The organism is Streptomyces sp. Root1310, from assembly GCF_001426425.1.
Classification (GTDB): Bacteria; Actinomycetota; Actinomycetes; order Streptomycetales; family Streptomycetaceae; genus Streptomyces.
The window spans coordinates 59,214-82,510 of sequence record NZ_LMEQ01000012.1 but is presented as its reverse complement, the minus strand read 5'-3'; the positions used below and the strand labels follow the sequence as shown (position 1 = coordinate 82,510).

Annotated in this window: 20 protein-coding genes; 7 read left to right on the top strand and 13 right to left on the bottom strand. The window is 70.9% G+C overall.

Annotated features, from left to right (window positions below):
* Window positions 1-28: 28 nt before the first annotated feature.
* Window positions 29-931: a menaquinone biosynthesis prenyltransferase MqnP gene (gene mqnP / locus ASD48_RS18500; RefSeq protein ID WP_057602766.1), complete on the bottom strand. Its 903-nt coding sequence runs from the start codon at window positions 929-931 to the stop codon at window positions 29-31.
* The gene (locus ASD48_RS18495; RefSeq protein ID WP_054238666.1) at window positions 928-2,385 is read right to left on the bottom strand and encodes a menaquinone biosynthesis decarboxylase; all 1,458 of its coding nucleotides are present in this window, start codon (window positions 2,383-2,385) and stop codon (window positions 928-930) included. Before ASD48_RS18495 ends, mqnP begins: the two co-directional genes overlap by 4 nt.
* A 256-nt stretch (window positions 2,386-2,641) precedes the next feature.
* Between ASD48_RS18495 and ASD48_RS18490 the strand changes: the two genes are divergently transcribed.
* A complete protein-coding gene (locus ASD48_RS18490; protein WP_057602765.1) occupies window positions 2,642-3,055 on the top strand; it encodes a PLD nuclease N-terminal domain-containing protein in 414 nt (137 codons plus the stop codon).
* A gap of 99 nt (window positions 3,056-3,154) precedes the next feature.
* Here the strand turns inward: ASD48_RS18490 and ASD48_RS18485 are convergent, their stop codons facing one another.
* Both ASD48_RS18485 and ASD48_RS18480 read right to left on the bottom strand, forming a co-directional pair.
* A complete protein-coding gene (locus ASD48_RS18485; protein ID WP_157880653.1) occupies window positions 3,155-4,513 on the bottom strand; it encodes a S8 family peptidase in 1,359 nt (452 codons plus the stop codon).
* Between the two features lie 277 nt (window positions 4,514-4,790).
* Window positions 4,791-5,576, bottom strand: coding sequence for a CDP-alcohol phosphatidyltransferase family protein (locus ASD48_RS18480; protein ID WP_020130090.1), 786 nt, complete (start codon window positions 5,574-5,576; stop codon window positions 4,791-4,793).
* A gap of 216 nt (window positions 5,577-5,792) precedes the next feature.
* Between ASD48_RS18480 and ASD48_RS18475 the strand changes: the two genes are divergently transcribed.
* From ASD48_RS18475 to ASD48_RS18460, 4 genes are all read left to right on the top strand, one after another.
* Window positions 5,793-6,287, top strand: a complete 495-nt coding sequence (locus tag ASD48_RS18475; protein ID WP_057602763.1) for a nucleoside deaminase — start codon at window positions 5,793-5,795, stop codon at window positions 6,285-6,287.
* Window positions 6,280-7,281, top strand: a complete 1,002-nt coding sequence (locus tag ASD48_RS18470; RefSeq protein WP_057602762.1) for a 2-oxoglutarate and iron-dependent oxygenase domain-containing protein — start codon at window positions 6,280-6,282, stop codon at window positions 7,279-7,281. Before ASD48_RS18475 ends, ASD48_RS18470 begins: the two co-directional genes overlap by 8 nt.
* A gap of 120 nt (window positions 7,282-7,401) precedes the next feature.
* Window positions 7,402-9,582 carry a hypothetical protein gene (locus ASD48_RS18465; protein WP_057602761.1) on the top strand — a complete coding sequence of 727 codons (2,181 nt, stop codon included), beginning with the start codon at window positions 7,402-7,404 and terminating at the stop codon, window positions 9,580-9,582.
* A 25-nt stretch (window positions 9,583-9,607) separates the two neighbouring features.
* Entirely contained in the window at window positions 9,608-11,164 is a 1,557-nt protein-coding gene (locus tag ASD48_RS18460; protein ID WP_057602760.1) for a hypothetical protein, read from the top strand.
* Window positions 11,165-11,168: 4 nt separating this feature from the next.
* On the opposite strand, the gene ASD48_RS18455 is transcribed toward ASD48_RS18460, so the two are convergent.
* From ASD48_RS18455 to hemL, 8 genes are all read right to left on the bottom strand, one after another.
* On the bottom strand, window positions 11,169-11,579 hold the full coding sequence (locus tag ASD48_RS18455) for an SRPBCC domain-containing protein (protein WP_057602759.1): 411 nt from the start codon (window positions 11,577-11,579) through the stop codon (window positions 11,169-11,171).
* Between the two features lie 152 nt (window positions 11,580-11,731).
* Entirely contained in the window at window positions 11,732-12,826 is a 1,095-nt protein-coding gene (ccsB, locus tag ASD48_RS18450) for a c-type cytochrome biogenesis protein CcsB (protein WP_057602758.1), read from the bottom strand.
* On the bottom strand, window positions 12,823-14,559 hold the full coding sequence (locus ASD48_RS18445; protein ID WP_057602757.1) for a cytochrome c biogenesis protein ResB: 1,737 nt from the start codon (window positions 14,557-14,559) through the stop codon (window positions 12,823-12,825). The genes ccsB and ASD48_RS18445 overlap by 4 nt, the downstream gene beginning before the upstream one ends.
* Before the next feature lie 3 nt (window positions 14,560-14,562).
* Window positions 14,563-15,333 (bottom strand): cytochrome c biogenesis protein CcdA, encoded by a 771-nt coding sequence (locus ASD48_RS18440; protein WP_057602756.1) that lies wholly within the window; start codon window positions 15,331-15,333, stop codon window positions 14,563-14,565.
* Window position 15,334: 1 nt separating this feature from the next.
* Window positions 15,335-15,967: a TlpA disulfide reductase family protein gene (locus ASD48_RS18435; protein ID WP_057602755.1), complete on the bottom strand. Its 633-nt coding sequence runs from the start codon at window positions 15,965-15,967 to the stop codon at window positions 15,335-15,337.
* 66 nt (window positions 15,968-16,033) lie between these two features.
* The gene (locus ASD48_RS18430) at window positions 16,034-17,383 is read right to left on the bottom strand and encodes a hypothetical protein (protein WP_057602754.1); all 1,350 of its coding nucleotides are present in this window, start codon (window positions 17,381-17,383) and stop codon (window positions 16,034-16,036) included.
* 198 nt (window positions 17,384-17,581) lie between these two features.
* Window positions 17,582-18,229: a histidine phosphatase family protein gene (locus ASD48_RS18425; RefSeq protein WP_057603511.1), complete on the bottom strand. Its 648-nt coding sequence runs from the start codon at window positions 18,227-18,229 to the stop codon at window positions 17,582-17,584.
* 110 nt (window positions 18,230-18,339) lie between these two features.
* The gene (gene hemL, locus ASD48_RS18420) at window positions 18,340-19,659 is read right to left on the bottom strand and encodes a glutamate-1-semialdehyde 2,1-aminomutase (protein ID WP_057602753.1); all 1,320 of its coding nucleotides are present in this window, start codon (window positions 19,657-19,659) and stop codon (window positions 18,340-18,342) included.
* A 596-nt stretch (window positions 19,660-20,255) separates the two neighbouring features.
* On the opposite strand from hemL, the gene ASD48_RS18415 reads away from it, so the two are divergent.
* Complete coding sequence (locus tag ASD48_RS18415) at window positions 20,256-20,693, top strand: hypothetical protein (protein ID WP_020130078.1); 438 nt, start codon at window positions 20,256-20,258, stop codon at window positions 20,691-20,693.
* A 126-nt stretch (window positions 20,694-20,819) separates the two neighbouring features.
* Here the strand turns inward: ASD48_RS18415 and ASD48_RS18410 are convergent, their stop codons facing one another.
* Window positions 20,820-21,686: an aldo/keto reductase gene (locus ASD48_RS18410; RefSeq protein ID WP_057602752.1), complete on the bottom strand. Its 867-nt coding sequence runs from the start codon at window positions 21,684-21,686 to the stop codon at window positions 20,820-20,822.
* Between the two features lie 730 nt (window positions 21,687-22,416).
* Here ASD48_RS18410 and ASD48_RS18405 point away from each other — a divergent pair.
* Window positions 22,417-23,280 carry an SAM-dependent methyltransferase gene (locus tag ASD48_RS18405; protein ID WP_057602751.1) on the top strand — a complete coding sequence of 288 codons (864 nt, stop codon included), beginning with the start codon at window positions 22,417-22,419 and terminating at the stop codon, window positions 23,278-23,280.
* Window positions 23,281-23,297 lie beyond the last annotated feature (17 nt).

The following is a 23,297-nucleotide window of genomic DNA, read 5'->3' as shown; positions in this document are numbered from 1 at the left end:
ATGGACGGATCACGCGGACCGACCGGCCCTAGACCGTGAGCCCCCGCACCAGCAGGTCGATCAGCGCGCACCCGAAGAGGCTGATGCCGATGAACCCGTTCGTCGAGAAGAACGCCCTGTTCAGACGGGTCAGGTCGTGCGGCCGCACGATGGTGTGCTCGTAGACGAAGGCGCCCGCGACGATCACCAGGCCGAGCCAGAAGAAGGCGCCGGCGTCCGTGGCGAGGGCGTACCAGACGAACAGGGCGGTCGTGATCGCGTGGCAGACCCGCGCGCCCCAGACCGCCGCCGGGATGCCGAAACGGGCCGGGACCGACATGACGCCGACCTCGCGGTCCGTCTCGACGTCCTGGCAGGCGTAGATCAGGTCGAAGCCGCCGATCCAGATGCCCACCGCCAGGCCCAGGATCACCGCGTCCCACGACCACTCGCCGGTGATCGCCAGCCAGCCGCCGACCGGGCCCATCGCCTGCGCCAGACCGAGGATGGCCTGCGGGAAGTTCGTGAAGCGTTTGCCGTACGGGTACACCACCATCGGGATCACCGCGATGGGGGCCAGGGCCAGGCAGAGCGGGTTCAGCAGCGCCGCCGCGCCCAGGAAGATCACCAGGGCGATCAGGGCGCCGGTCCAGGCGTGCCGGACCGACATCGCGCCCGTCACCAGCTCGCGGTGCGCCGTGCGGGGGTTACGGGCGTCGATCTCGCGGTCGATGATCCGGTTGACCGCCATGGCGAAGGTGCGCAGGCCCACCATGCAGACGGTGACCAGCAGCAGCCTGCCCCAGTGGATGTTCTCGTCGGTCTGGAACATCGCCGTCAGCGCGGCGATGTAGGCGAAGGGCAGCGCGAAGACCGAGTGCTCGATCATCACCAGCCGCAGGAAGGCCTTGGTGCGTCCTGGCTGCGGAAGCGCTGCGGAAGCGGAACTCACAGGCCGTACTCCTTCCAGCGGCGGTCGACCTTCGCCGCCGTATCCGGGTCGGACAGCACCATCTCCGGCCAGCCGCCGTCCCGCGTGTACCCCTCCTCGGGCCACTTGCGCGTCGCGTCGATGCCCGCCTTGCCGCCCCAGAACTGCTGGTAGGAGGCGTGGTCGAGATGGTCGACCGGGCCTTCGACGACGGACAGGTCACGGGCGTAGTCGGTGTTGCCGAGGGCCCGCCACGCGACCTCGTGCAGGTCGTGGACGTCGCAGTCCGCGTCGACGACCACGATCAGCTTGGTCAGGGACATCATGTGGGCGCCCCAGACCGCGTGCATGACCTTCTGCGCGTGCTTGGGGTACTTCTTGTCGATCGAGACGATCGCGCAGTTGTGGAAGCCGCCCGCCTCGGGCAGGTGGTAGTCCACGATGTCCGGGACGATGATCTTCAGCAGCGGGAGGAAGAAGCGTTCCGTGGCGCGGCCCAGGGGGCCGTCCTCCGTCGGCGGCCGGCCGACCACGATCGACTGGAGCAGCGGGCGCTTGCGCATCGTCACGCAGTCGATCTTCAGGGCGGGGAACGGCTCCTGGGGGGTGTAGAAGCCGGTGTGGTCGCCGAACGGGCCCTCCGGCAGCATCTCGCCCGGCTCCAGCCAGCCCTCGATCACGACCTCCGCCTGCGCAGGCACCTGGAGCGGGACCGTCTTGCAGTCGACCATCTCGATCCGCTTGCCCGCGATGAAGCCGGCGAAGAGGTACTCGTCGATGTCACCGGGGAGCGGGGCGGTGGAGGCGTACGTCACGGCGGGCGGGCAGCCGAAGGCGATCGCCACGGGAAGCTTCTCGCCCTTGCGGGCCGCGACCTGGTAGTGGTTGCGGCTGTCCTTGTGGATCTGCCAGTGCATGCCGATCGTGCGCTTGTCGTGACGCTGGAGGCGGTACAGACCGAGGTTGCGGATCCCGCTCTCCGGGTCCTTGGTGTGCGTCAGGCCCAGGTTGAAGAAGGAGCCGCCGTCCTGCGGCCAGGTGAAGAGGGCGGGGAGGGCGTCGAGGTCGACGTCGTCGCCGTGCAGGACCACCTCCTGGACGGGCGCGTCCTGGGGCTTCACCTTCTTCGGCGGGACGTGCGTCATGGCGCCGAGCTTGCCGAACGCCTCGCGGACGCCGACGAACCCGTGCGGCAGCTCGGGCCGCAGCAGTCCGCCGATCTTCTCGCTGATCTCGGCGTACGACTTGAGGCCGAGGGCCTTCAGGAGCCGTCGGTCGGTGCCGAACACGTTCATCGCGAGGGGCATGCTCGACCCCTTCACGTTCTCGAAGAGCAGCGCGGGGCCACCGGACTTCTGGACCCGGTCGACGATCTCCCCGACCTCCAGATACGGATCGACCTCAGCCTTGACGCGCTTGAGGTCGCCTTCGCGTTCCAGTGCCCTGAGCAGGGAACGAAGATCGTCGTAAGCCATGTGTCCCAGTATCGCCGAGGCCCGTCCGGCGCCGACGCGCGCCCCGCACTACGCCCCCGCGCCGCCGCGCGGCCGACCCTGCGGACGCCCTTCCCGATCGGCCCTCCGATCGATCCTTCAATCGGCCCTCTCGCTCCGTTCATCCACTCGGCCCGCCCGCGAAGGCACGTTTTCCGCCACCCGCTACCCTGGCCCGGTCACCGGAGCCGTCCCGCGCTCCCGTCGCCGTCACCGTCTCCTGGGGGAACCCGCCACCATGCTCAGGTATCTGCCGTTCCTGCTGGTACTGGCGCTGTGGATCTACGCCTTCATCGACTGCCTCAACACCCCCGAGGAGGAGGTGCGGGGGCTGCCGAAGGTGGTCTGGGTCATCATCATCCTGCTCTTCGGCGAGGTGCTCGTCGGTCCGGTCGCCTGGCTGGTGGCAGGCAAGGCGCGCCGCGCACCCGTGGGCGGTGGCTCTGCGGCCGAGTCGCCCCGCGGCCGGCGCGCCGAGTGGGTCGCGCCCGACGACAACCCCGAGTTCCTCAAGTCCCTGAAGGAGAACAAGGGCGAGGACAAGAAGGACGACGAGGCCCTCCTCAAGGACTGGGAGGCCGACCTGCGGCGCCGCGAGGACGAGCTGAAGCGCCGCGAGTCCGGTGAGGACCCCCAGCCTCCGCAGACCTGAGACATGACGACGGCGCCCCGCGGTCTCGGTGAGACGCGGGCGCCGGGGCGTGGACGTGGAAGGCCGCCCCGACGGGCTGCGCCGGGGCGGGGACGGATCCTAGGCCGCCTCGTGTTCGACGGACCTGGGCGCGCACGTGGCGGCGTTCCGCCAGTAGCAGCCGACCTGGACGAGTCCGTACCGGTAGTCCGAACCGGTGCCGACGACGGGCCGGGCGTCCCGGCCGAGCGTGCGCAGGATGTCGCGGGCGTTGCCCTGGCAGTGGCCGGAGGTCAGGCACAGCGCGGCGGAGCCGGTGACGAAGGGCGCTGCCATGCTCGTACCGGAGAGGAAGCCGTGGTCCTCGCCCAGCGGTGTGGCGCGGGTGGGGAGAGTGGAGAGGATGTCGGCGCCCGGGGCCGCGATGTCCACCCACGACGCTCCGTGGTTGGAGAAGGGCGCCCGCCGGTCGAACACGGTGGTGGCGGCGACGCTGATCACTTCCGGGTAGGCCGCCGGGTAGTTCAGCGCGGTCGTACCGGCGTTGCCCGCGGAGGCCACCACGGCGACGCCCGCCTGGCCGGCCAGCCGGACGGCCTGGTGCACCAGCGGGCTGTCCACCGAGGTTCCCAGACTCAGGTTGGCGACCCTGATGTTCTTCGCCCTCGCGTTCTTGGCGACCCAGTTCAGGCCCGCGATGACGTCGGAGAAGCGCCCTGAGCCGCTGTCGCCCAGGACCTTGACGTTCCACAGCCGGGTGCCGGGGGCGGTGCCCTCCGCGCCGATGCCGTTGTTGAGCGCCTGGATGATGCCCGCGACGTGCGTCCCGTGGCCGTGGAGGTCGTTCGCGCCGGGCGACGCACTGAAGTTGGCGTTCCCGGCCACCCGCAGGTCCGGGTGACCGGCGTCCACACCGGTGTCCAGCACCGCCACCCCGACCCGGGCGGCCGCCGGCACCCGGTATCCGTGCTCGGAGCCCGCCACGGCGCCGATCCGGAACAGGCCCCACTGCCCGGCGAGCAGCGGGTCGCCCTGGTACGCGACACCGCCCCCGTCCGGCTTGCCCGTCCGCTGCCGCGGTGCCTGGAGCAAAGAACCGGCGACCGGCTCGGGCAGGGACACCAGGTGGTCGGGTTCGACCGAGGCGACCTGCGGGTCGGCGCGAATGGCCTGGATCCGGTCCGCGGTCGCCTCCAGGGCGTAGCCCTTGAGGACCGCCCCGCCCACGGTGGCGTCGAAGACATGGCGCAGCCGGCTCCGGCCGTCCGACGCCTGCCCCTGCACCTGGTCCTGCGCCTGCTCCTCGGCGACCTTGCCCGGATCGGCGACCGTGTCCTTCAGCTGCACGATCCACCGCTGCGCCGGAGCGGGCTCGGCGGCCTGCGCGGAGCCCGGCACGACCGCGGCGGCCGTGAGGGCCGACAGCGCGGCACAGGCGACCACACCGTTACGGAGCGGAATCTTTCCGAGTCCTCGCACCAAATCCTCCACACCCTGCACCCTGCCCGCCGAAGATCGACAAGGTAGGACAATAGGAGTGGGCCGGTGCCCGCCGGAGGCGACTCACGCGGGACCGTCCGGACCGATGATCGAATCACCTGATCGGCCGCGCGAGCCCGACGCGCGGGTGAGCCGCTCCGGGGATCCCCCGCGGGGCACCTGCTCTACGCCGACGGCGACAGCCCCGCGACCGTGGACGACGGCCCGCACCCACGCGATGAGGGCGCGGGCGCCCTCCACTGCTGCCCCGCCCGGGTCACCGCAGCCGGGACGACGACAGGATCGACAGCAGATGGGCCGGGACCATCACCCAGGTGATCGCGGCGATGGCCGCCAGCGCCCAGCGCGTGGGCCCGACACCGCCGGTCGCCGCGTCCAGGGCTGCCACGGCCAGCAGGACCAGGGAGGCCTCGATGCCGTTGGTGACCCGGTGGATCTTGAAGGCGGCGGCGAGACGGCGCAGTGAGGCGACGCCCTGGGAACGGGGCGCGGTGGCCTCGTCGTCGGCGACGGCGAGGCCGCGCCGGGCCCGGGCCACGTCCACCAGGTCGGTCGAGGCCTTCAGCAGCACCACACCGAGGGCGGTCGCCAGACCCAGCGACACCCAGCCGTTGAAGCCCGCCCAGCCGCCGAGGCCGGACTCGGCGGCCCGGAAGCCGAAGCCGATCATGAGGGCCGCGTCGGCCAGATAGGCGCCGAGCCGGTCGACGTAGATGCCGGTCGCGCTGTTCTGTCCCTTCCAGCGGGCGACCTCGCCGTCCACGCAGTCGAAGAGCAGGAACAACTGCATCAGAAGCGCGGCGAGCACGGCCCCCGCGAGACCGGGGACGAGCAGCGCGGCACCGGACAGCACCCCGCACACCACCATCGTCCAGGTCAGCTGGTCCGGGGTGACCCGGGTGCGCACCAGCTGGCGGGTGAACCGCAGCGAGACGCGCCGCATGTAGAGGCGCCCCGCCCAGTGCTCGCCGTTGCGGCTGGCGAGCTTGGCCTGCGGCTGGCAGACCTCCCGCAGCTCCTCCAGAACAGGAGCAGCAACCATGAACTTTCCTTCCGCCCGGGGCTCAACTGCCGCGCCTGCGGCGGTGATCGGCACAGGTTACTTGACCCGCTCCCGGACGTTTCCCGGGGGATTCCGGGCCGGTCGGGAGCGGTGCCCGCCCCGCCCGGCCACACGATCGCGTGAGCGCCCGCGTCAGCGCGGATCCCTCCGGGAACGGATCGGGGTGAAGACACACAGCTCGTCGAGGAGGACCGCATGGCCCAGGAGGACCCCGTGGACCGGGTGGACCGGGAGGACCCCGTGGATCAGGCGACGGCGCGGTCGTGGCTCGGTACCGCCGTCGAGGAGGCGCGGGCCGGTCTCGCCGAGGGCGGTATCCCGATCGGCGCCGCGCTCTACGGTCCGGACGGAACCCTGCTGGGCCGCGGCCACAACCGGCGCGTCCAGGACGACGACCCCTCCACGCACGCGGAGACGGCCGCGTTCCGCGCCGCGGGACGGCAGCGCTCGTACCGCGGCACGACGATGGTGACCACCCTGTCCCCCTGCTGGTACTGCTCCGGACTGGTCCGCCAGTTCGGCATCTCCCGGGTGATCGTCGGCGAGGCGAGCACCTTCCACGGCGGCCACGACTGGCTGGCGGAGCACGGCGTCGAGATCGTGCTCCTCGACGACTCCGAGTGCATCGCCCTGATGCGCGACTTCATCGCGCAGAACCCGGCTCTCTGGAACGAGGACATCGGTGAGTAACCCCCCTGCCGCCCGCACGGCCGCCGCTTCCGGCATCTCCCGTATCCCGACCGTCGACCTGGGGCCCTGGCTCTCCGGCGACGCCGAGACCCGCGCCGCGATCGCCCGTACCGTCGACGACGCCCTGCGGACCGCCGGGTTCCTGCTGGTCACCGGGCACGGGGTCGACCCCGCCCTGCGCGACCGCATCCGGGAGGCCGCCCGGGCGTTCTTCGTACTGCCCTCCGACGTCAAACAGGCCTACGGCGCGAAGGTCGGGGGCCGCGGCTGGCTGGGACCGGGCGCGGAGGCCAACGGGTACTCGGAGGGGACGCAGACCCCGCCGGACCTGAAGGAGTCCCTGACCTTCGCCACGCACGAGCCCTTCGACGACCCGGTGGTCAACGCGGAGTGGTACGCGCCGAACGTGTGGCCCGCGGAGGTGCCGGAGCTCCGGGGACTGTGCGAGGAGTACCTGATCCGGATGGCTGAACTGGAGAAGCGGCTGCTCTCCCTGCTCGGGGAGGCCCTCGGCCTCGGACAGGACTTCTTCTCCCGGCACATGGACCACCCGACCTACGGGTTCAACATCAACTGGTATCCGGGCACGGAGGTCGTCGGGGAGCCGCAGCCGGGCCAGTTCCGGATCGGCCCGCACACCGACTTCGGCACCGTCACCATCCTCGACCGGCAGGCCGGCAAGGGCGGGCTCCAGGTCTGGACGGAAGAGGGCGGCTGGGAGGACGCGCCCTTCGACCCGGACGCGTTCACCATCAACATCGGTGACCTGATGGCCCGCTGGACCGGCGACCGGTGGCGCTCGGGCAGGCACCGCGTGCTGCCGCCCCCGGCCGACGCGCCCGCCGAGGAGCTGATGTCCCTCGTCTACTTCGGCGAGTGCACCCCGGGGACGCTCGTGGAGTCCGTCCCGGCGCCCGTCGGCCGCGTGACGTACGAGGCGGTCGACTCGCATGTGTATCTGCGGGAGAAACTCGACTCGATCACGGTGGAATGACGGCCTCATTCCGCTCACGTCCGGAAGTTTCGTGACCCAACGGACACCAGGCGATCTGGCACTTACCAACTCCCTCTCCTTACCCTTGCGTCGGGAACCGAGCCCTGGGGGAGGTGCGCGGTGCACAGACGGTTGTACGGGCGTGGCGCGCTGTTCGACGTCGAGCCGGCCGGTCTCGTACCGCGACTCGTGGGGATCCGTCCGTACGAGCTCCACGCGGAGAAGCCCGAACACCCCGCGGGACCGCCCCTGCTGGTGCTGGCGGGCGGCCGGGGTCTGGGCAAGAGCGCGGTGCTCGCCGAGTTGTGGGACGCCTACACGGAGCACACCCGCAGGGGTGAGGCCCGCAGACGTACCCCGGTCGCGTTGATCGACTGCGAGGACGAGCAGTTCGCGCGGCCGCCGCACGAGGAGAGCCCGGAGTCCTGGTCGCCGGTGTGGCAGGCCCTGCTGGTCGTCGCCGAGCAGCTGACGGAGCCGGTGCGGGCGGCCGGGCAGCTCACCTTCCCGCGGCTGACGGCCGGGCTGGTGGCGGTCCGGGCAAGCGATTGGAGCGGCCGGACCGACTCCGACCGCATCCGGCGCGAGCTGGTGCGGATCCTGCTGCTGAACGAGCGCGCTTCCCGGTTCAGTCTGGCCGGGCGGTGGGCGGCCAAGGTCGCGTCGAAGGTGATCGCGGCGGCGAGCGGCGGGGGCCCGTTCGTCGCGGCGACCGTCGAGGCCACCCTGGAGGCGCTCTCCGAGGGCGTCACGCACCGCAAGGAACAGAAGCCGGCCACCTGGTACCGCTCCTATCCGAACGCGGGCGGCAACGCCAAGCGGGGACTGCTGCTGCTCGCCGGGAACTTCCGGGCCGGCGGCACCTCGCGCGAGCACGCCGAGCGCTGGCTGGTGCGGGCGCTGCTCGCCGACCTGGCCGAGGCCTACTCGGGGCTCGGCTCGCATCTGACCCGGCTGGGCCGGCCGCTCGTGCTGCTGGACAACGCGCGTAGTGGCCCGGGCCCCGGGCTGCTGGACGCCGTCCTGCGGGACCGGGCGGACGGGGTCGCCGACCATGTGGTGTGGGTGGCGACGGTACGCGGCGCGAGCCATCCGGCGCTCGGCGACGCCGTACGCCGTGAACTGCCCGAGGTGGCCCGGTCCACGGACTGGGAGCCGGGCAGTTCGCCCTCCTCGCGGGCGCTGCTCGTACCGCTGCCGCCGCTGTCCCCCGACGACACCCTGCACATGGTCGGCGCGGTCTGCGACGACACCGAGCTGCCGCCTCGATTCCCGCACGCCACACACCGGTTGACGGGCGGGAACCCGCTCGGGATCGTGCTGCTCGCGACCGCCGCCCGGCAACACCCCGGGCGGGCGGCCTCGTTGGGGCGGCTGCTCACCGCGAAGGTCAGGCTGGAGGAGGGGCAGGCCGACGACGGCAGTCCCGCCTACGCCGAGTTACTGAGCCGCCTGGTCCCCGCCGACCGGCTCGACGAGCTGACGGTCCTCGCGGCCGCCCACGACCACGACTCCGCCGTGGCCCTCGCCGAGGACGGACTCCCCGACGACTTCGGCTCGTCGGGCGTCCGGTCGCTGCGCGCGCGACTCGCCGCGGAGGGGCTGCCCGCCGCGCCGGGCCACTTCGTCGGCGACCCCTTCACCCGCACCCTGCTGCTGCTCCGGCTGCACCAGCGGCCCGCCGACCACGCCAAGTGGCGCGAGGTGCACGAGACCCTGATCCGGCACTACACCCACGCCGACGGCCAGGACCCGGACGACCAGGACCCCGCCCACGCCCGCTACCGGCTCTACCACGAGCTGGCGCTCGGCGACACGGCCGGCGCGGTGGCCTACCTGCGCGACACGTTCGCCGGCCTGCGCGCCCGCACCTGGCTGGAGACCCTCCGGTTCCTGGCGTCCGCGCCCTACTTCCACGCGCACGACGCGGCAGGCCGCGACTCCGACGGCCAGGACGACCGCCGTTCGGCGATCGCGCTGGGCCGCACGGACGCCGGCCAGGAGCCGCCCGAGGGCGTGAACGCCGCCCTCCACCTGCGGATACGGCGACTGCTGCACGCCGTCTGGCAGGTGACCGACCCGCTGGTGCTGCCGGACCCGAAGGTGTGCGGGCGGCTGGAGTTCGAGCTGCTCCAGCTGTCCGACCAACGGCCCGCCGGAGGTGCGCTGCTGTTCGCGACCTCCCAGACCTGGCCCCGGGACGCCCTCGCGGGCCGCCCGCTGCGCATCCCGGCCGAGGAGGACGACGGCGACACGGACGGCGACGGGCACGGACCGGACGACGGGGACGGGGTGGCGTGATGGCCGACGGGGACGGGGTGGCGTGATGGCCGACGGAGTCAGAAGCCCGCTGGTGCGGTGGCTGCGGGAGATCTGGGAGATCCGCCTCTACCGCTATCTGGCACTGCTGGTCACGGCCGCCGTGCTGACCGGGCTGGTCTTCGCCGTGCGGGCGGTCACCGACGAGGACCGGTCCTGCGCGCCCGGGGTGGCCCGTCCGGCCGGCAGCGACGAGTGCGTGGGGGTGGCCACGGGCGCGTACGACTTCGGGCACGCCCAGCTGCGGGACGCGGTGCGGGCGATCGACCGGGAGAACGACCGGCTCGAGGCGGGCGGCCATGTCACGGTCGCGCTGATGCTGCCGTACACCGCCTCCACCCCGTCGACGCTCAGCGACATCCAGCACGAGGTGCAGGGCGCCTACCTGGCGCAGTGGCAGGCCAACCACACCTCCAACGGCCAGGCTCCGGCGATCCGCCTGGTGCTCGCCAACCCGGGTGCCACCAGCGACCACTGGGAGACGATGGTCGACCGGCTGGAGCGGATGGCGAAGGGCGCCGACCGGCTGCGCGCGGTCGTCGGGGTCGGGCAGAGCACCGACAACAACAAGAAGGCCGTGGCGGAACTGACCCGGCGGGGCATCCCGGTGGTCGGCGCCTCCATCACCGCCGACAACCTCGCCAACGGGCAGAACGGCAAGGACCCCTTCCCCGGCCTCGCCCGGGTCTCCCCCACCAACACGGACGAGGCACGCGCCCTGGCCTCGTTCGCCAAGGTCGACGCGGGCCGGGCCCTGCTGGTGTACGACAAGCCGGGCGACCCGTACACGCGGACGCTCCAGACGTCGTTCGCCGCGCTGCTGAAGGGTTCGCCCTACGAGCCGCAACCGTTCACGCCGCCCGCCGACCGCACCCAGGAAGGGACGACGGCGAACACCTTCCGGCAGATCACCCACCTGGTGTGCGACACCTCCGCGGAGACCGACACGATCCTGTTCGCGGGCCGGCACACGCAGTTGCGGCAGTTCGTCAACGCGCTCGGCACGCGCGGCTGCCAGAACCGGAGGTTCACGGTGCTGACGGGCGACGAGGGCTCGTACCTGTCCGGAGACAAGAAGCTGGACCGCACGGCCCTCACCCACAACCTCTCCGTCCGCTACACCTCGCTCGCCCACCCGGACGCCTGGGTGAACGCCCCCGTGACCCTGCAGGGCGGTTCGGCGGCGGACGCGAAGGTCCTCACCGGCCTCCTCGCGCGCAGCGCCCGGGAGCCGGTCGGCCCGATCGGCGACATCGCCCTGGAGGACGGCCAGCTGATCATCGGTTTCGACGCCATGACGCTGGCCGTGCACGGCATCCGCGAGGCCACGCCCGACGGCGCGACCGTCCCGCCCCTCGCGGACGTCGGCCTCCAATGGCCGCAGGTCAAGGGCTCGCTGCGGGTGAGCGGGGCGAGCGGCTGGATCTGCCTGGACGTCCACGGCAACCCGTACGACAAGGCCGTTCCGATCGTGGAACTGCACGCGGACGGCGGCTCCCGCTTCGTCCGGATCGCCTGGCCGGAGGGCAAGCCGCCGGGGAAGGAGTGCCTGCCGCCGTCCTAGCGGCTCAGGAGCCTGCCAGGATTTCGATCAGACGTTCGAATCTGGCGCGCCAGCCGGGTTCGGTGCCGCTGTGTCCCGGTCGCCCCTGGAACTCGTGGGTGAAGCGCAGGAGGGAGCCGTCGCCCTCGTCCCGCTCCAGATGGAACCGGATCCGGCCGCCGCCCTCCACGGTGTACTCGGCGACCCGCTCCACGTCCCACGCGGTGACCTGGCCCTCTCCCAGCCCCCGCAGGGCGACCGCGCCGCCGAGCCGGTGTTCGAGGACATCCGCGGGCGTCCACCAGAGCGCGAGCCCCTCCGGGGTGGTCAACGCGGGCCAGACCGTCTCCATGGCCTCCGGGAGCCGCACCAGGAAGTGCAGGATGTGCGTGTTCCCGTGGGTCTGGCTGGTGCCCTGTTCGACGGAACCGGTCATGACACCAGCCTGACCCGTGGGAACGCGTTCCGCACTTACGGACACTTACGGGCGTTGCCCACGGGCAGCCCCGTACGACTCCCGGTCCGTACGACGAAGGCCGGTTCCCGTGACGTGGTCACGGGAACCGGCCTTGCTCGGTGCGGGTGGGTTCAGACTCCGGCGTACGAGTGCTTGCCGGAGACGAAGATGTTGACGCCGTAGTAGTTGAACAGCCAGCAGCTGAACGCGATCAGGGCCAGGTAGGCGGCCTTGCGGCCCTTCCAGCCGGCCGTGGCCCGGGCGTGCAGGTAGCAGGCGTAGGCGACCCAGGTGATGAACGACCAGGTCTCCTTGGGGTCCCAGCCCCAGTAGCGGCCCCAGGCGTCGCCCGCCCAGATCGCGCCCGCGATGATCGTGAACGTCCACAGCGGGAAGACGGCCGCGTTGACGCGGTAGGCGAACTTGTCGAGCGAGGCCGAGGCGGGCAGCCGGTCCAGGACCGAGTTGGCGAACCTGCCGGGCTTGCCACCGGTCGCCAGCTTGTTCTCGTAGGAGTCCTTGAACAGGTACAGGATCGTGGCGACCGCGCCGACGTAGAACACCGCGCCGCAGAAGATCGCGGTGGAGACGTGGATGTACAGCCAGTACGAGTGCAGCGCCGGGACCAGCTGGTCGCTCGCCGTGTAGAGGACGGTGACCGCGAGACCCAGGTCCAGCAGGACCGAGGTGATCAGGAACAGGCCGAGCCAGCGCACGTTCTTCTTCATCGCCAGCAGCCCGAGGTACACGCCGACGGCCACCGTGGAGAAGGTGAGGTTGAACTCGTACATGTTGCCCCACGGCGCCCGCTCCACCGAGGCCGCGCGGGCGATCACGCCGCCCAGCTCGACCAGGAACGCGAGCACCGTGAGGGAGATGGCGATCCGGCCGTACATGTCGCCCTGCTCGTCACCGCCGTGCGCGCCGGGCCCGTCGGGCACGTCGCGCGCGCCGGCCGCGGAGCGCACGACGACCTGCGGCCGCTCCAGGACGGCCGTGCCGCCCTTCTTCCGGGCGGTGACGGCCGGGCCCTTGGCCGCGGTCGTGGCGGTGAGCGCGGCGGCGGTACGGCCGACCTTGCTGCGACTGCCGAGGAGCCACTCGGCGATGTACGCGAAGAAGGCCAGGGTGTAGACGGCCATCGCGGAGTAGATCAGCGTGTTGCTGATGCTCGCGAGGTTCTCGTTGGTGGCGGCGGCAAGCTCCGTGGTGGCGGCGAGAGTCACTTCTCAGCCCCTTCGGCAGGTACGACTTCGGGTTCGGGGGATGCGGAGGATGCGGACGGCCCGGGGGTGTCGGGGTCCGGGGTCGAGGGAGCCTGGTCGTACAGGAGCCCGGCGAGGTCGCCGAGTTCCTCGGGCACCTTGGCCGACTCGCTGCGGCCGAGCCCGGCCATCTCGACGACCGTCACCCCGTCGTCCCCCTTCACCGCGCGCACCCACACCCGGCGGCGCTGGAGGAACAGGGAACCGGCGAGACCGAAGATCGCGGCGATGGCCCCGCCCAGCGCCCAGCCGCTCGCGGGCTGCTGGGTCACCTGGAAGTTGGCCCACTCCTTGGTGCCGTCGTAGGTCACCGAGCCGGCGCCGTTCGGGAGGGTCATGGTCTCGCCGGGCTTGAGGTTGTCCCGCAGCTGGAGCTTCTTGGAGTCCTTGAAGTCCTTCATGTGGGCCGTGTCGAGCTGGTACACGCTCTGCGGGATGCCCGAGTTGACGCCGAGGTCGCCGTGGTACGGCGTCAGGTTCAGCATCGGGTTGCGCAGCGCCGGGAACGTGGAGGCCGCCTCGCTGCCCGGCGTGTACGTCGGCAGGAGGGTGGCCCTGATGCCGAGCTGTTCGCTGACGCCCTGGGCGTTCTTGTAACCGTCGTAGACCTTGATCACGCCGGAGGAGGTGACGTTGGAGTCCAACGGCAGCAGCGGTACGGCGTCGTGGTAGACGACGTTGCCCTTGCCGTCGCGGACGGTCACGACGGGGGCGTAGCCGTGGGCGGTGAGGTAGACCTTGGAGTCACCGATCTCCAGCGGGTGGTTGACCTTGACGAGGGTCTTCCTGTCCTTGCCGTAGGCGCCCACGCTGTAGGTGATGGCGCCCTGGTAGGTCCGCGGGGTGCCCTTGTTGGGGCCGCTCTCCTCGTAGGTGCCGGTGAACTTGTCCAGCACGAAACTGAACGGCGTCAGGTCCCCGGTGTCGAAGAGGGTGCCGGACTTGAAGTCGTCGTAGGAGATGAGGGTGTTGGAGAAGCCGTCGCCCTCGACGACCAGTTTGTTGCCCTCGGTCTTGAAGAGCTGGCCCCAGGCGAAGGCGGTCAGCATCACGATCAGCGCGATGTGGAAGGCGAGGTTGCCGACCTCGCGGAGGTAGCCCTTCTCGGCGGCGACGGCGTCACCGGCTGGATGGGCGCGGAAGCGGCGCCGCTTGAGAAGGGCGAGCGCGGCCTCGCGGACCTGCTCCGGCTCGGCGTCCGTACGCCACGTCGTGTACGCGGGCAGCCTGGTGAGACGCTTCGGCGCGCCCGGCGGGCGGCTGCGCAGCTGGCCCACGAACTGCCAGGTGCGCGGCACGATACAGCCGATGAGAGAGACGAACAGCAGGATGTAGATCGCGGAGAACCACACCGAGCTGTAGACGTGGAAGAGGCCCAGCTTCTCGTAGACCGGCGCGAGAACGGTGTGCCGCTGCTCGAAGTCGGCGACCTTCGTCGCGTCGTTCCCGGTCTGCGGGATCAGCGAGCCGGGGATCGCGCCGAGTGCCAGCAGCAGGAGCAGGAGCAGCGCGACCCGCATGGAGGTGAGCTGACGCCAGTACCAGCGGGCCCAGCCGACCACGCCCAGACCGGGCGCGGAGGAGAGCGACTCCACGGGGGCGGTGGACAGCTGGGAGCCGGCGGCGCCGAGATCCTGCTCGTCGGAGGCGGCCGGGGTCTCGCCCGGGGCGGAGCCGACGGTGCTCTTGCTCATGAATCAGATCCCTACGGTGAAGCCGGCGGACCAGGACTGGATGTCCTGCACAAGGCGGTCCCACGCACCGGTCAGCAGCAGCAGACCGGTCACGATCATCATCGTGCCGCCGATCCGCATCACCCAGACGTAGTGACGCTTGACCCAGCCGAAGGCGCCGAGCGCCTTGCGGAAGGCGACCGCCGCGAGAACGAAGGGCACGCCGAGGCCGAGGCAGTAGGCGACGGTCAGTATGGCACCGCGGCCCGCGCTTCCCTGCTGGGAGGAGAGGGCGATCACGGAGGCGAGGGTGGGCCCGATGCAGGGGGTCCAGCCGATGCCGAACAGGGCGCCGAGCAGCGGGGCGCCGGCCAGTCCGGCGACAGGCCGCTTGTGGAAGCGGAACTCCCGCTGGGTCAGCCAGGGCATCAGGCCCATGAAGAAGACGCCCATGAGGATCATGAGCGCACCCAGCACCTTGGACAGGACGCCCTGGCTTGCCTGGAGGTTCTCGCCGAAGTAGCCGAACAGGGCGCCGCTGGAGACGAACACGGCGGTGAAGCCGAGGACGAAGAGCGAGGCACCGGCGACCATCCGCCCGCGGCGGGCCTCGGCCAGGTCGGTGCCGGCGACCCCGGTCACGTACGAGAGGTAACCGGGGACGAGCGGCAGGACGCAGGGCGAGAAGAAGGAGACGAGACCGCCGAGCAGCGCGATGGGCAGGGCGACGAGCAGGGCGCCGTTGAGCACCGTGTCGTTGTAGCCCGTCGCGGCGAGCGTGGTGACTGCGCTCACGTCACTTCTCCGCGAGGACCGGGGAGATCATCTTGCGCAGCTTCTCCTCGCTGAGCGCGGCCAGCGACCGGGCGGCGATCCTGCCGTCCCGGTCGATGACGAGCGTGGAGGGGATGGCCTGCGGGTTGAGGGTGCCCTTCTTGAAGCGGAGCATCAGCTTGCCCGTCGGGTCAAACAGGCTGGGGTAGCCGATGCCGTACTGCTTGTCGAAGGCCACGGCGTTGGCGGCCTTGGTGTCCCGGGTGTTGATGCCGACGAACTGCACACCGTCGGCCTGGAGGTCCTGGTAGACCTTCTGGAAGCCGGGGGCCTCGGCGCGGCACGGGGAGCACCAGGAGCCCCACACGTTGAGCACGACGACCTTGCCCTTGTAGGCGGCGACGTCGAGCTGCTTGCCGTCGATCGTCTTGCCGGACAGATCGGGGGCGGCGACGCGATCCCCCTTCTTCGCGGTGGAGATGCCGTCCTTGCCCATCACGAAGTTGGTGTCACCGCCTCCTCCGGCGGTTCCTCCGGAGGTGCAGGCGGACAGCAGCAGTGCGGCGACGGCCCCGCCGGCGGCCGCGGTCAGGGCGGCACGGCGCGAACGGTTCCGGCTGGTCGAGCACAGGGGGGTGCGGCTGGCGGCACTCATGTGAAAAGTTTCGCATGCCCGTTCTGGGGATCTTGCGCACCCCCCTTGCGGGGAGAAAACCCCATTTCAGGCAGCGTTGGCGGCGGTACCCGCCGAGGTCGAGGCGGCGGTGGACGCGGGGCCCGACGCGGAGCTTGACGCCGAGGTGGACGCGGAGGGGGTGCTCGCGCCCAGGAAAGTCTTCCAGCCCCCGGCCGGCTGCTGCCCGACATCAAGGGTGCGCAGCTTCTCGAGGACCTCCGGCTTCTGGACGTCGATCCAGTCCACGAACTGCCGGAAGGAGACCAGCCGTACGTCCGCGCCCTTTTCCTTCTCGCGCGCGATGTGCTTGAACGCCTCCTCGACGGCGTCCATGTAGATACCGCCGTTCCACTGCTCGAAGTGGTTGCCGACGAAGAACGGTGCCCGGTTCGTCTCGAATGCCCGCTTGAATCCCTGGATGTACGCCTGCGAGGACTGCTGCCGCCAGCCCGGGTAGTTGTGGCTGGGCGCCTTGGTCGAGTTGACCGACTGGTTGGCGAGCATGTTGTAGTCCATCGAGAGGACCTCGAAACCGCGGCCGGGGAACGGTATCTGCTGCAACGGCAGATCCCAGAGCCCGTCCTTCTTCTTCGGCCACACCTGACGACCGCCCGGCGAGGAGGCGTCGTAGCGCCAGCCGAGGGCGCGGGCGGTGGGCAGCAGGTTGTCCTGGCCGAGCAGACAGGGCGTCCGGCCGCCGACGAGTTCCTTGTCGTAGTCGAAGGGCAGCGCGGGCTGGTCGCTCCAGCCGGTGTTGGTCCGCCACTCCTTCACGAACGACTTCGCCTGGTCTATCTCGCTTCGCCACTGCTTGGGCGTCCAGTTGCCGACGGTCCCGTTCCCGGAGCAGAAGTGCCCGTTGAAGTGGGTGCCTATCTCGTGCCCCTCGAGCCAGGCACGGCGGACGCCGTCGAGCGTCATCCTGACGTGCTCGTCGGTGAGATAGCCGATGTCGGAGGCGCCTCGCGGGTTGTTCGGCGGGTCGTAGAGCCGCTTCTTCGACTCGGGCAGCAGATAGAGCCCGGAGAGGAAGAAGGTCATGCTCGCGCCGTGTTCCTTGGCGAGGTCCAGGAAGCGCGTGAAGAGTCCGTTGCCGACCTCGCCGGCTCCGTCCCAGGAGAAGACGACGAACTGCGGCGGCTCCTCACCGGGCTGGAGCGGCACGGGCTTGGCCGGCTGGTGGGGCTGCTTGCCGGTGAAGGAGGTGGAGCCGTCGCCGATGGGGCGGGCGGTGACCTTCGGGCTGGGGCTGCCGGAGGGCTTGCCGGAGCCGCTGGAACCACCCGGGGTGCTCGGCCCGTCCGAGTCCGTGAGGCTGCCGCACCCCACGAGTCCGGCAGCGGCGGCGGCCCCGGCGCCGAGTCCGAGTGCTCCCCTTCGGGTGATGGCGCGCATGGCAACCCCGTTCGTCACATTTTCCGATGGTCACCCATTCAGAGGACGTGACGAACGAGGAGGTTCCGCCGATAGTTCCGGATTCCGTAACAGAGCGGCTTGTTTCAGCCACGGCACCCGCCCGCTTGTTCCGGTGGCCGGACCCGGTGGGCGGGCCGGTGGCCGGACCCGGTGGGCGGGTCCGGCCGAGTTGTGGGGCTACGCCCCGAAGGCCTTGCCCTTTCCCTGCACCGGCTTGGCGCCGGCCCGGAGATGGGCGGGCACCAGGTCGATGGCGGGTTCGCTGTAGCCGACGGACACGATCTTGTCGCCCTGGTACGTGAAGGTCGTCAGCGAGGCGAGCGTGCACTGCCGCTTGCGCGGGTCGTGCCACAGCCGCCGCCGCTCGACGTAGGACCGCACGATCCAGATCGGCAGCTGATGGCTGACGAGCACCGCCTCACGCCCGCGGGCCGCGTCCTTCGCCGCGTCCAGCGCACCCATCATCCGGACGACCTGATCGACGTAGGGCTCGCCCCAGGACGGCTTGAACGGGTTGACGAGGTGCTTCCAGTTCTCGGGCCGGCGCAGCGCCCCGTCCCCGACGCCGAAGGTCTTGCCCTGGAAGACGTTCTCCGCCTCCAGGAGCCGCGCGTCGGTGGCCAGGTCCAGGCCGTGCGCCTTGGCGATCGGCGTCGCCGTCTCCTGCGCCCGCTCCAGCGGGGAGGCGACGACATGGGTGACGTCGCGGGAGGCGAGGTGCTCGGCGACCCGCTCGGCCATCTGCCGGCCCAGCTCGGAGAGGTGGTAGCCGTCGAGACGGCCGTAGAGCACCCCGTCCGGGTTCTCCACCTCACCGTGCCGCATGAGGTGGACGACGGTGAGGTCCTTGTTGCCCGAGGTCTTCTCGAAGGCGTTCTCGAGGGCGTCCTCGAAGGCCTTATCGGGCGCGTTCTCGGGGGCGTTTTCCGGGGTCGTCATGCCGCTGTGGCCTCCGCAGCCGCTCGGGCCGCCGCCGGAAGGGCGTCGGCGATTCTCTGGACGGCCTGGTCGTCGTGGGCCGTCGACACGAACCAGGACTCGAAGGACGACGGCGGCAGGTACACGCCGTTCGCCAGCAGCGAGTGGAAGAAGGCGGTGTACCGGAAGGACTCCTGCGCCCTGGCGTCGTCGTAGTCACGGACCGGCCGGTCCGTGAAGAAGACGGAGAACATGTTGGAGGCGCTCTGGAGCGTGTGCGCGACCCCCTCCTTGGCCAGCGCCTCCGACACCAGGGTCTGGATCCGGGTGGAGACGTCGTCGATCCTGGCGTAGGCGGCGTCGTCGAGGAGCCGCAGCTGGGCGAGCCCGGCGGCGGTCGCCACGGGATTACCGGAGAGGGTGCCCGCCTGGTAGACGGGCCCGGCGGGGGCGAGGTGCGCCATGACGTCCGCCCGCCCGCCGAAGGCCGCGGCGGGGAAGCCGCCGCCCATGACCTTCCCGAAGGTCATGAGGTCGGGCCGTACGCCGTCGATCCCGAACCAACCGGCCCGGCTGGTCCGGAACCCGGTCATGACCTCGTCGGAGATGAAGAGCGCGCCGTTGTTCTGGCAGGCGTCCTTGAGCCCCTGGTTGAAGCCGGGAAGCGGCGGCACGACCCCCATGTTGCCCGGCGAGGCCTCGGTGATCACACAGGCGATCTCGCCGGGGTGCCGGTGGAAGGCCTCCTGCACGGCCTCGAGGTCGTTGTACGGCAGGACGATGGTGTCGCCGGCCTGCGCGCCGGTGACGCCGGGGGTGTCGGGAAGCGCGAAGGTCGCGACCCCGGAGCCGGCCGCCGCGAGGAGCGAGTCGACGTGCCCGTGGTAGCAGCCGGCGAACTTGATCACCTTGGTGCGCCGGGTGAACCCGCGGGCCAGCCGGATCGCCGACATGGTGGCCTCGGTGCCGCTGGAGACGAGCCGCACCTCCTCCAGGGGCCCGATGCGGGCGACCATCTCCTCGGCGAGCGCGACCTCGCCCTCACCGGGCGTACCGAAGGAGGTACCGCGCGAGACCGCCTCCTGCACGGCGGCGATCACCTCGGGGTGCGCGTGCCCGAGGATCATGGGCCCCCAGGAACAGACGAGGTCGACGTACTCCCGGCCGTCGGCGTCCGTCAGGTACGGGCCGGTGCCGGACACCATGAACCGGGGCGTGCCGCCCACGGCGCGGAACGCGCGCACCGGCGAGTTCACACCCCCCGGCGTGACGGCGGACGCACGGTCGAACAGCGCCTGCGATACAGGCGCATCGTATGAATAGGGCAGTTCGCTCATGACCTGCGACTTCTCCGACCTTCTCCGACTTGCTGGAATCCGGTTGTCAGTGACCTCCCAGGGTAGGCCAGCGGCCGTCGGGGGCCGGCGGGGCCGTCATCCGCTTCACCATCTGCGAAACTGAGTCGGAACGGGCCTGATAGACGTAGCTCACACCGACCGTGTGTCCAGTGGCTGCGAAGATCCTGCGGACAGGTGTTTCAACGCACGTTTCGGCGGGCGGCCGTGGGGGAGGTCACTGACACGATGATCGGGTTGCGCGGCGGGGGCCACGCGTCCTAGAAAAGCAGTCGGGTGGAGATATGCATCGCGGTGGTGGACTGGGCGAGGGGACTGACGACCTGGGTCCTCGACGTGCCCGGCGAGGAAGGCACCGGCGCGACGCGGAGGAAGCCAACGAAGCACGTCAGACGCAGGCACAAGGTGTACCGAGTGAGCCCGAGCGGACCGACCGGATCGATCAGATCGACATCGACCGAATCGACCGAATCGACCAGATCGAGCGGCTGGACCGGGTCGAGCGGTTCGAGCAGGTCGAGCGGCGAGTCGACCAGCGGATCGATCCCCTCCGGGCGGGGAGCAGGAATGGTGGTCGGGTGGGGGTGACGTACAAGTACTTCGGCGCGCCCGACGGCGCGACCGCGGCCCGCGTCCCGATCTCGATGCGCCCCGAGGAACTCGGCGGCGACGAGCTCGGCATGAACGGCATGTTCACCAAGATCAAGCCGGAGACGATGGCCGCGATGGTGCTGACCGGCATCGAAGGCGTCCCCCTCAGCAAGGTGCCCCCGCTGGAACTGGTCGTCCTCCATCCCGACTACGCCGTGGTGAAGCTCCCCATGACGGTCGTGGATCCGCTGCGGGACATAGGTGAGGAAGCGGTCGGCGCGGCGGCCTTCATCTGGTCGACGGTCCCAGACCGGGGCGGTCCCCGGGACGCGTTCAACGTGTACCAGCTGCTGCACGAGTGGCAGGACTTCAGCCACCGCCTGCACGAGGCGGGGCATCAGCCGTACTGCTTGGTGTGGCCGTGAGCTGAGGTCGTGACGGTGGCGGGCGAGGTCCTCGGACCTCGCCCTTTTCAGTGGGCGCGGCGCGTGCGTCGACGGCGTCATGCGTCATGCGTCATGCGTCATGCGTCATGCGTCATGCGTCATGCGTCATGCGTCGAGGGTGACATTGCCGAGGCGGCTCACCATGACCGGGTCGCGGTGGTCGAAGAACAGGGACTCCCCGGTGTCCAGGGCGGCGACGGCGGCCATCTGGTCGTCGGTGAGCCGGAAGTCGAAGACGTCGATGTTCTCCGCCATGCGCTCGGCGCGGACCGACTTCGGGATCACGACGACCTCGCGCTGGATGAGCCAGCGCAGCACGACCTGCGCCACGGACTTGCCGTGCGCGGTGGCGATCTCGCTGAGTACCGGGTGGGTGAAGAGGTGGTTGCGGCCCTCGGCGAAGGGGCCCCACGACTCGATCTGGACCCCGCGCTCGCGCATGATCGCCTGGTCGGCGGCCCGCTGGTGGAAGGGGTGGGTCTCGATCTGGTTGACCGCGGGCGTGACCTCGTTGTGGTCGATCAGGTCCACCAGCCGGTCGGCGTGGAAGTTCGAGACGCCGATGGCCCGGGCGAGACCCTCGGTGTGCAGGCGCTCCATGGCCCGCCAGGAGCCGTAGACGTCGCCGTAGGGCTGGTGGATCAGGTACAGGTCGAGGTGGTCGAGGCCGAGCTTGCGCAACGAGGTGTCGAAGGCGCGCCCGGCCCGGTCCTCGCCCGCGTCGGAGATCCACAGCTTGGTGGTGACGAACAGTTCCTCGCGCGGTACGCCACTGCTCCTGATCGCGCGGCCGACGGCCTCCTCGTTGCCGTAGGCGGCCGCGGTGTCGAGCGCGCGGTAGCCGGCGGCGAGGGCGTCACCGACGGCCTGCTCGGTCTGCTCGGGCGGAATCTGGTAGACGCCGAAGCCGAGGACGGGCATCTCGACGCCGTTGTTCAGGGTGACGGTGGGGACGGCGGGAACGGTCTGCATGATCTTTTTCCTCACGTGTGGGGGGAGGCGGGGAGAGCCGGGCAGGCCGTGGGCTCCGCGCCGCGGCCGCGGCCGCGCTCCGGACGGGTGTCCCGGGAGGCGAGGTGCAGGCCGACGGGTTTCGCGATCTGCCCGCGGTCCGGCCATCCGGACGCCCGCGGTGGCGAAGGCGGCGGTGTCGTCGCGGCCGGACGGATCCGGCCCGATGCGACGCGGTCGGATGCGGTGTGACCCGATCCGGGGACCCGTGGTCGCCCCGGCTCGATGTACCGCATCGCTCATCGCTCGTCGCCTCTCGTCGTCGGTCGCCCGCTCCGGGCCGGCCGTCGTGGCCACGGCCGCATACAGCCGTACCCGTCGGACGGCGGCGCCTCACGGTCGGTGCTCCATGCGGGCACGCCCTCCTGGCGCGACGGTGCCGGCGCCTCGGCGGGCCGACCGCTCACCTGCAGGATGGCTGCCGCCGAATGCCGACGGCAGGAAGGCCGGCAACCTCACCCGCACAGGGCCGCGGCCGTCAGAGAGGTGGCGCCGACCGGCGGTCGGCGGCCCGCCCTCGTGGCGGGAACTCCCGTTGTGCGTCCGGTCGTTCGGGTTCACGGAGCGTGTCGACCGCCACGGGGACGGGGCTGGTCTTCGAGCGACCCCGCATGGTGAATGATGATCCGACAAGTCACTCACGGCGGTTCATCCGGTGGTGGGACGCGAGTCCAGGACGGAGCCAGGCAGCATGACCTCTCCCCTCAGCGGCAGCAGCGACGCCGGTAGCGGCGGCACCGGCAGCCCCTTCTTGAAGATAGACACGAGCAAGCCCCATCCCGCCCGGATGTACGACTACTTCCTCGGCGGGAAGGACAACTACGAGGTCGACCGGGACGCCGCCGAGCAGTTCATCAAGGTGGCACCGGAGGTGCGGGACGGGGTCCGCGCCAACCGGCACTTCATGCACCGCGCCGTCCGGCACGTCGTCGCGGAGGGCGGTGTCCGGCAGATCCTCGACATCGGTACCGGCCTGCCCACCGAGCCCAACGTGCACCAGATCGCGCACTCCATAGCCCCCGGGACCCGGGTCGCGTACGTCGACAACGATCCGATCGTCAGCACCCACTCGATGGCGCTGATGGCCGACGCCGACGCCGACTCCGGCACCGAAGCCCACACCTCGGTCGTCCTGGCCGACCTGCGGGACCCCCGCGCCGTCCTCGATCACCCCGACGTCCGCCGGATCATCGACTTCGACGAGCCCGTGGCGCTGCTGCTGGTGGCCGTCGTCCACTTCCTCGCCGACGCGGACGACCCGGACGCCGTCGTCGCGACGCTCCGCGACGCGCTGCCCACCGGTTCCTACCTCGTCCTGTCGCACGCCACGGGCGACGTCCACGAGGACCGGCGCGAGAACGCGGCCTCCGTCTACAACAAGGCCAGCGCCTCCCTGAACCTGCGCCCCCACGCCCGCGTCCTGGACCTCTTCGGCGACTTCACGCTCCTCGACCCGGGCCTGGTCCCGGTCCCGGACTGGCGCCCCGAAGAGCCCCCGAAGCACGACGCCCCACCGATCGGCATCTACGGCGGAGTGGCCCGCAAGACCAACTGACCTACGGGCGGGGGCCG

Coding starts and splice junctions, on each gene's coding strand:
- ASD48_RS18495 (WP_054238666.1), bottom strand. CDS start 2,385: ATGGCTTACGACGATCTTCGTTCCCTGCTCAGGGCACTGGAACGCGAA.
- ASD48_RS18480 (WP_020130090.1), bottom strand. CDS start 5,576: ATGGTTGCTGCTCCTGTTCTGGAGGAGCTGCGGGAGGTCTGCCAGCCG.
- ASD48_RS18475 (WP_057602763.1), top strand. CDS start 5,793: ATGGCCCAGGAGGACCCCGTGGACCGGGTGGACCGGGAGGACCCCGTG.
- ASD48_RS18405 (WP_057602751.1), top strand. CDS start 22,417: ATGACCTCTCCCCTCAGCGGCAGCAGCGACGCCGGTAGCGGCGGCACC.
- ASD48_RS18490 (WP_057602765.1), top strand. CDS start 2,642: ATGCTCAGGTATCTGCCGTTCCTGCTGGTACTGGCGCTGTGGATCTAC.
- ASD48_RS18430 (WP_057602754.1), bottom strand. CDS start 17,383: ATGCGCGCCATCACCCGAAGGGGAGCACTCGGACTCGGCGCCGGGGCC.
- ASD48_RS18455 (WP_057602759.1), bottom strand. CDS start 11,579: ATGACCGGTTCCGTCGAACAGGGCACCAGCCAGACCCACGGGAACACG.
- ASD48_RS18445 (WP_057602757.1), bottom strand. CDS start 14,559: ATGAGCAAGAGCACCGTCGGCTCCGCCCCGGGCGAGACCCCGGCCGCC.
- ASD48_RS18410 (WP_057602752.1), bottom strand. CDS start 21,686: ATGCAGACCGTTCCCGCCGTCCCCACCGTCACCCTGAACAACGGCGTC.
- hemL (WP_057602753.1), bottom strand. CDS start 19,659: ATGAGCGAACTGCCCTATTCATACGATGCGCCTGTATCGCAGGCGCTG.
- ASD48_RS18435 (WP_057602755.1), bottom strand. CDS start 15,967: ATGAGTGCCGCCAGCCGCACCCCCCTGTGCTCGACCAGCCGGAACCGT.
- ASD48_RS18425 (WP_057603511.1), bottom strand. CDS start 18,229: ATGCGGCACGGTGAGGTGGAGAACCCGGACGGGGTGCTCTACGGCCGT.
- ASD48_RS18460 (WP_057602760.1), top strand. CDS start 9,608: ATGGCCGACGGAGTCAGAAGCCCGCTGGTGCGGTGGCTGCGGGAGATC.